Annotated in this window: 6 protein-coding genes; all 6 read right to left on the bottom strand. The window is 67.5% G+C overall.

The features are described 5' to 3' along the window. The coding region (flgK, locus tag ACIPIA_RS08465) for a flagellar hook-associated protein FlgK (protein WP_400508506.1) at positions 1-1,287 on the bottom strand (1,287 nt) is incomplete at its 3' end. Between the two features lie 59 nt (positions 1,288-1,346). Next, positions 1,347-2,747, bottom strand: a complete 1,401-nt coding sequence (locus ACIPIA_RS08460; protein ID WP_400508504.1) for a flagellar hook protein FlgE — start codon at positions 2,745-2,747, stop codon at positions 1,347-1,349. 176 nt (positions 2,748-2,923) lie between these two features. Next, positions 2,924-3,937 (bottom strand): YcjF family protein, encoded by a 1,014-nt coding sequence (locus ACIPIA_RS08455; RefSeq protein ID WP_400508502.1) that lies wholly within the window; start codon positions 3,935-3,937, stop codon positions 2,924-2,926. Positions 3,938-3,950: 13 nt separating this feature from the next. Then, a complete protein-coding gene (locus ACIPIA_RS08450; protein ID WP_400508500.1) occupies positions 3,951-5,396 on the bottom strand; it encodes a YcjX family GTP-binding protein in 1,446 nt (481 codons plus the stop codon). A gap of 13 nt (positions 5,397-5,409) precedes the next feature. Continuing rightward, entirely contained in the window at positions 5,410-5,925 is a 516-nt protein-coding gene (locus ACIPIA_RS08445) for a SixA phosphatase family protein (protein ID WP_400508498.1), read from the bottom strand. A gap of 21 nt (positions 5,926-5,946) precedes the next feature. Next, positions 5,947-6,357: TetR-like C-terminal domain-containing protein (locus ACIPIA_RS08440; protein ID WP_400508496.1), on the bottom strand; the 411-nt coding region annotated here is incomplete at its 5' end.

Genomic DNA, 6,357 nt, shown 5'->3' with positions numbered 1-6,357 from the left:
TGCGGCGCCATCGTCGACGATGCGAAGCGTCGAGCCGGTGTTGGAGACTGTGAAACCGGTGCCGACGGCAGCCTGGATCTGCGCCGCGACCGAAGCCGGACCGCCGGAGAAGTCGATGCCGACGACGCGGTTGTTGGCGTCGCCACCCGCCGAGGCCGGCAGCGGCAGGGAGGCAGCCGAATCGACGCGGACAAAGGTGAAGCGCTGCGTCTGGCCGCCGGGCGTCACCTTGTAGTCGAGCGTGATGGTGTTGCCCGACTGCAGCCCGGCCATGTCGACATCGAAGCCGGAGGCCGCGCCGGCTGTCACCGCCGTGCCGCCGATCTCGCGATCCGACAGCGCCTTCGACATCTGCGCCGCGATCTCGTCGAGCTGGGCCTGCGCCTGCACCAGCGTCTTGTCACGCAGTTCGATATTGGCGGCGATCTCGCCGGAGCGGAAGATCTTGTTGGTGATCGCGTCCGAGACGTTCCCGGACGAATCCCTCATCGTGATCGTACCGACGCTGCGTTTCGTCGGATCGGTGCTCCACTGATCGTCCGGGCCGATCGCGCTGTGCTGGTCGAAGCTGAAGGTCACGGCCGGCTGGCCGTCGAAGAGCTGCGTGCCGGAGCCTGTCACCACCGAGACCGAACCGCGCGCATCCTCTGTCGTCTTGATGTCGACGTATTGCGACAGCTCGGAGAGGATCAGGTCGCGCTGATCGCGCAGACTCGCGCTGGCATTGTCGTTCGGACTGGCGACGATGCGGGCATTGACCTTGGTCAGCGCGCCGAGAAGGTCATTGACCTTGGAGACGGCGGTGGCGATGCCGTTCTCGGCCTGGCTGCGAAGCGCCTGCACGCCGTTGGAGAGCGTATTGAGCTGGCGCGCCAGCTGCGTGGCATTGTCGATCACCTGCGAGCGCAGGCTGTAGGACGAGGGGTCGTTCTGCAGCGACTGCAGCGCGCTGGTGAACTTGCTGAAGACGGTGTCGAGCGCGGTCGCGCTGCCCGGCGCGCCGTAGAGCTTGTCGAGGTTCGACAATGCGCTCGCCCGCGTCGAGGTATAGGCGGCGCCGGAGGCTTCCTGCCAGAGCTGGTGCTGGACGATCTTGTCGAGCAGCCGCTGGACCTGCGAGCTCTGGACGCCGATCGTGAGACCGGACAGGCTGTCTGCGGTCGAGACCTGCCGCCGGACATAGCCCGTCGTCCCGGCATTGGCGACGTTCTGCGAAACGACGCCGATGCCGAGTTGCGTGGCGTTGAGGCCACCGATCGCGGTGTTGAGGGAAGTGCTCAGACCCATCGCCAACTCCTGTCGCTAGCGGCGGCCCTTCTGGACCGCCGTCAACCTGGCTGCGCCGCTCAGCGGATGATGTTGAACACCGAGGTGAGCATCTCCTGGGCGGTGGTGATGACCTTGGTGTTGGCCGAATAGGCCTGCTGGGTGACGATCATCTTCGAGAACTCGTCGGCGATGTCGGTGTTGGACTGCTCGACCGAGCCGCCAACCAGCTGCGAGGTGCCGAGGCCGATGATCGGCGGGCCGGATTCGATCGTCTCCTCGAAGGCGCCGCCATCGAGCCGCTTCAGCGAGTTGTCGGCATTGAAGCGCGCGACCGAGATCTGGGCGAGCGCCACGACCTGGCCGTTGCTGAACGTGCCGATGACCTGGCCTTCGGCCGAAACCGAGACGCGGTCGAGCGTGCCGGCGGTGTAGCCGTCCTGGCGGATGCTGCGGGCATCGATCTGGCCGCTGACGTCGCCGTTCTGGGTCACGCCGTTGCCGCCTGTCGTCAGGTTGATGCCCGTGATCGTCGTGCCGCCGATCGTCATGGTCGGCAGCGCGATGTCGCCGGTCGCCGGGGAGATCATCTGCCCGGTGGTACCGAACGTGACGTTCTGACCGGCCTGAACATAGGCGACGTCCGTGCCGGCGGTCGCACTCGTGTTCTGGGCGATGAACAGGCCCCAGGTGCCAGTGGTCGGCGGAGTGGCGGCCGGATTGCCATTGTCGATCTTGGCCCAGCGCATCTCGACGCTCGTGGCCTTGCCGAGTTCGTCATAGACGGTCACGGAACCGCCCGGAATGGAGCTCGACAGGAAGCTGGTGATGTTGTTGCCCATGACCGCGGCATTGCCGGCATAGGGGTTGGGCGACGTACCGGCTGCGGTGACGGACGCGGCGTTGAGGAACTCGCTGCCGCCCTGCGCCTTCTGCGTCGTCGCCGGAACGGCCGGGATATTGGCGCGATACTCGATCGAGGTCGTCGCCTTGGCCGGGAACTGATCCTTTGTGATGCGCAGCACGTCAGGCTGCGTCCCGATCAGCTGTCCCGTCACCTGGTCGATCTTCAGGCCCTTGAGATAGTAACCGGCGCCGTTCACCAGATAGCCGTTGGCGTCGAAATCGAAATCGCCGCGGCGGGTGTAGAGGTTCTGGTTGGCGAACTGCGTGCTGGCGCCGACACCGCTCGAACGCTGGTCGACGACGAAGAAGCCGTCGCCATTGATTGCGACATTGGTGTCGATACGGGTCGGGTTGAGGTCGCCCTGGATCGAGTTGGTGGCCTGGCTGTACGCCGCGACCGAACCGGCGATCTGCCGGTTGAGTGCCGCGTCGGGCACCAGATCGGCAAAGCTCGTATCGACGCGCTTGTAGCCGGTCGTCCGCGAATTCGCGATGTTTCCGGAGATGTTTTCCAGCGCATAGGACTGCGCCGTCATCCCCGAAACCGCCGTCGTCAGCGCACTGAAAACACCCATGGAACCCTCACCTCGACCGGCAGCCCCCCAAGGGCAGCCCACAACTCGAGGCCTGATCTGCATGGCGCGTGCCATGCGGGTGGTCATGTAATTTCAGTGACTTAGATCGTTTACGAAGGGCTTTCCGGCAGGGTTGACCGGGCAGTTTAGCCCGGACCCGGCAGATTCTGCCGGGATCAGGCCTCACCATCCTTGCCGCCCCGCCAGGAGGCGAGGTCGCTCGCCACCTCGGCCAGCGTCGGCGGGCTTGCCTCGACGAAGGGCAGTGGCCGGCAGACCTCGAGCGCCGCGAGCCCGATCCGGGCCGTCAGCATGCCGTTGATCACCCCCTCGCCGAGCTTGGCCGAGAGCCGCGCCGCGAGCCCCTGCCCCACCACCTGCTGGATCACCGCATCCCCCGCCGCGATGCCGCCGGTCAGGACGAGATGGTTCATCACCTGCTTCGCCAGCCGGAGCAGGCCGAGCGTGCCGGGCCTGCCGGCATAGATGCCGGCGATCGAGCGCAGCAGGCGCGCGCAGGCGACCAGCACGAAGACGACATCGACCAGTGCACGCGGGCTGACCGCGGTCACCAGCGACACCCGCCGCGCCGCCTGTGCGATCTGTCCCTTCGCGATGTCGTCCAGCGGTACGAGCAAACTGCGCTCCGCCACGGCCAGCATATCGCGGGCCGCAAAGAGCTGCGGCAACGCTTCCTGCAACGCCGCCCGGCCCTGCGCAGTCTGTGCCCGGCTCGCATAGAGGCCGACCAGCTCGTCAGTGATCGCCCGCCCCTCATCCGGCGTGCCGGCTGCAAGCGCCAGCGTCGCCCGCTCGCGCAGGGCTTCGACCTTTCGTTCGCGCAGGATGTCGCGGATGACCCGCGCCAGCATCACCAGGAGCGCCAGTGCTGCAACGGCAGCGCAGACCAGCGCCGCATAGCCCAGCACCGGGTTCTGGCTCATCAGCGCCGAGATCGTATTCTCCACCCAGACGCCGGCCGCCAACGCCAGGAAACCGGAGAGTCCAGCGACAAACAGCGAACCCCAGGAGAAACCACGCTTAGCCAAAGGCGCCGCGACCGGTTCGACCGGATCGATCGGCTCGCTTTCCGGGAGTATCGCGACATCGCCATGGCGGATGACGCCGTCGCCCACGATCTCGTCCTGCCCGGGATGATCCAGGCGGATCGCGCGCGGTGCCCTTGTCATCGGCACGGCCTCCTCATGCCAGCCTATCCCCGATCAGGAATTCGAGTGCCCTGTCGAGGCGGATTTGCGGCGGGGGTTTGGCGCGTCCGCCCGCATCGGGCTCGACCAGCGGCGGCCGGAAGCGGGGCGCCCGCACCTGCCAACGCGTCTTCGGATCGAAGATCGCCTCCGGCCGCTCCGGCAGCTCGCCCGGAAAGATCGCCGCCTCCGCGATGCCGTCGAAGACCTGTCCGTCGATCTCCTCGCCCGCCTCGGGCACGCCGGCGATGGCCGGCAGCTCTTCGCGCCCCTGCTTGATCCGGACCTCATGCGTCGCACGCACCGCCGCAAGCGCCATCGCTTCGACCTTGGCGCCGGCGCCCTGAGCCCGCGATAGCGCCCGTCCGACCAGATGCGACATCACCGCCGCCAGCCTGTCATGGCTGCTGTGGTGGATATGGTCGGCCTTGGTCGCGGCGAACAGCACCCGCTCGATGCGCGGGGCGAACAGGCTCGACAGCCAGGAATTGCGGCCGACCGAGAAGGCAGCGAGCGCCTGCCCCAGTGCAGTTTCGAGATCCGCCAGCGCCGGCGCGCCGGCATCGAGCGCCGCCAGCACGTCGACCAGTACGATCTGCCGGTCGAGCCGCGCGAAATGATCGCGGAAGAACGGGGTGACGACGACGCGCTTATAGGCCTCGAAACGTTCCGCCATCAGCCCGGCGAGCGTGCCGGGCCGCGGCTCGCGATCATGGCCGAGATCGAGCGGCGCGAAGGTCAGGGCGGGCGAGCCCTCGAGATCGCCCGGCATCAGGAAGCGACCGGGCGGCGTCACCGCGACGGCCTCGGGGTCCGCCCGAAGCCTGGCGAGGTAGCTCTTGAACAGGTCGCTTGCCGCTTCGGCCGCAAGTTCGTCCGCCGGCCCGTCCGGATCGCGCGTCGCGAGATCCGAGAGCCAGGCCTCGGCCGCCCCCTGCCTGTGCGCCTTGCGAGCGTCGGCCACCGCCTGCATCGACCATGTCTTGTAGTCCTGCCCGATGAGGGCAAGATCGAGAAGCCATTCGCCAGGATAGTCGACGATATCGACGGTCAGCGTCGCCGGCCCCTTGAACCAGCCCGCCGCGCGCTCGTAGTCGATCTCGACGCGTAGCTCCGAGATGCGGCGCGTCGATTCCGGCCAGCGCCGATCTGGCCCGCTCATCGCCGCGCGGTGCGCCTCGTAGGGGAAGCGCGGTATGTCGGGATCGGGCTGCGGCACCAGCCGCACGCGGGCGATGCGCCCATCGGAGGCGGCCTTGAGCACCGGCAAACGTGCGCCTTCGATCAGGTTCTGGATCAGCGCGGTGGTGAAGACCGTCTTGCCCGAGCGGGAAAGACCGGTGACGCCGATGCGCAGGCGCGGCCGCGCCAGCCCCAGCACACTGTCTCCGAAGGCCAGTGCGGCGCTGCGAGCGCTGTCGAGATAGGAGATGTCGCTCACGACGACGCAGGACTCACTCGTCCGGTCCTTCGCCCAGCGAGGCCGGCGTCACGAAACGATCCAGCCTGCCGCCGCGCTCGGTCACGTCACGCCAGTCCTCGACGGCGAAGTCGAGAACCGCCAATCCGCAGGTCGGGTACTTCTGGTTCATCCGCGCCGCAGCGTAGCGGTCGCCATGCCCCGTCAGGAGATGCGCCAGCTCCTCGAAACCGGGATTGTGCCCGACCAGCAGAAGCGTGCGGACGTTACCCTCGATGTCCTGCACGACATCGAGCAGGCGCCCGACCTTGGCCTCGTAGATGCGAGGCTCGTACTGCGTCGCAGGCTTTTCCGGCAGCATCGGCGCCACCAGCTCCCAGGTCTCGACCGTGCGCTTCGCCGGGGAGATCAGCACGAGATCCGGCAGCAGCAGTTCTTCGGCGAGATAGCGCCCCATCACGGGAGCAGCTTCCCGCCCGCGTGCGGCGAGCGGTCGGTCGCGATCGGCCACACCGGTGGGCCAGTGGGACTTGGCGTGGCGCAGAAGCATGAGGCGTCGCATCAGATGAACCTAATCGCGAGGGCTCGCATTTGCGAGCCCTTCCGTCACCGGAAGCCCCGATGCCAGCATCGCGAACAGCCGGGCCGCGTGCTTGTCGAGAAAAGCCTGCCGGCCTCCATCGGCCCCGAGGAAATCGAGTGCGCCATCGATCAGCAGCGTCGAGAAACCGTGGACGACGGACCAGGCCAGCAGCACCTCCGGCAGGTCCGAGGCAAGGAGGTCGACCGCCGGCTTCTCGCCCGGCGGTGCGATGGGCGGCAGGCCACGGCTCAACCGCACTTCGCGCACGAGGATGCCGAAGGCGCGTCTCGCAGCTGCCCTGAAGGCCGGATCCAGCCGGTCCATGTCGCGCTGGCCGAAGACGACCCGGAAGCGACCGGGATTGGCGAGTGCCGTCTCGACATAGGCCCGTGCGATCGC

The sequence above is a fragment of the Allobosea sp. CER48 genome (assembly GCF_044752385.1).
Taxonomy (GTDB): Bacteria; Pseudomonadota; Alphaproteobacteria; order Rhizobiales; family Beijerinckiaceae; genus Allobosea.
Note: the sequence above shows the minus strand (reverse complement) of the source record. Positions and strands in the feature narration are given on the sequence as shown.

What these genes read in the sequence shown, in the direction of transcription:
- ACIPIA_RS08460 (WP_400508504.1), bottom strand. Translation starts at nt 2,747, where the DNA reads ATGGGTGTTTTCAGTGCGCTGACGACGGCGGTTTCGGGGATGACGGCG.
- ACIPIA_RS08445 (WP_400508498.1), bottom strand. Translation starts at nt 5,925, where the DNA reads ATGCTTCTGCGCCACGCCAAGTCCCACTGGCCCACCGGTGTGGCCGAT.
- ACIPIA_RS08455 (WP_400508502.1), bottom strand. Translation starts at nt 3,937, where the DNA reads ATGACAAGGGCACCGCGCGCGATCCGCCTGGATCATCCCGGGCAGGAC.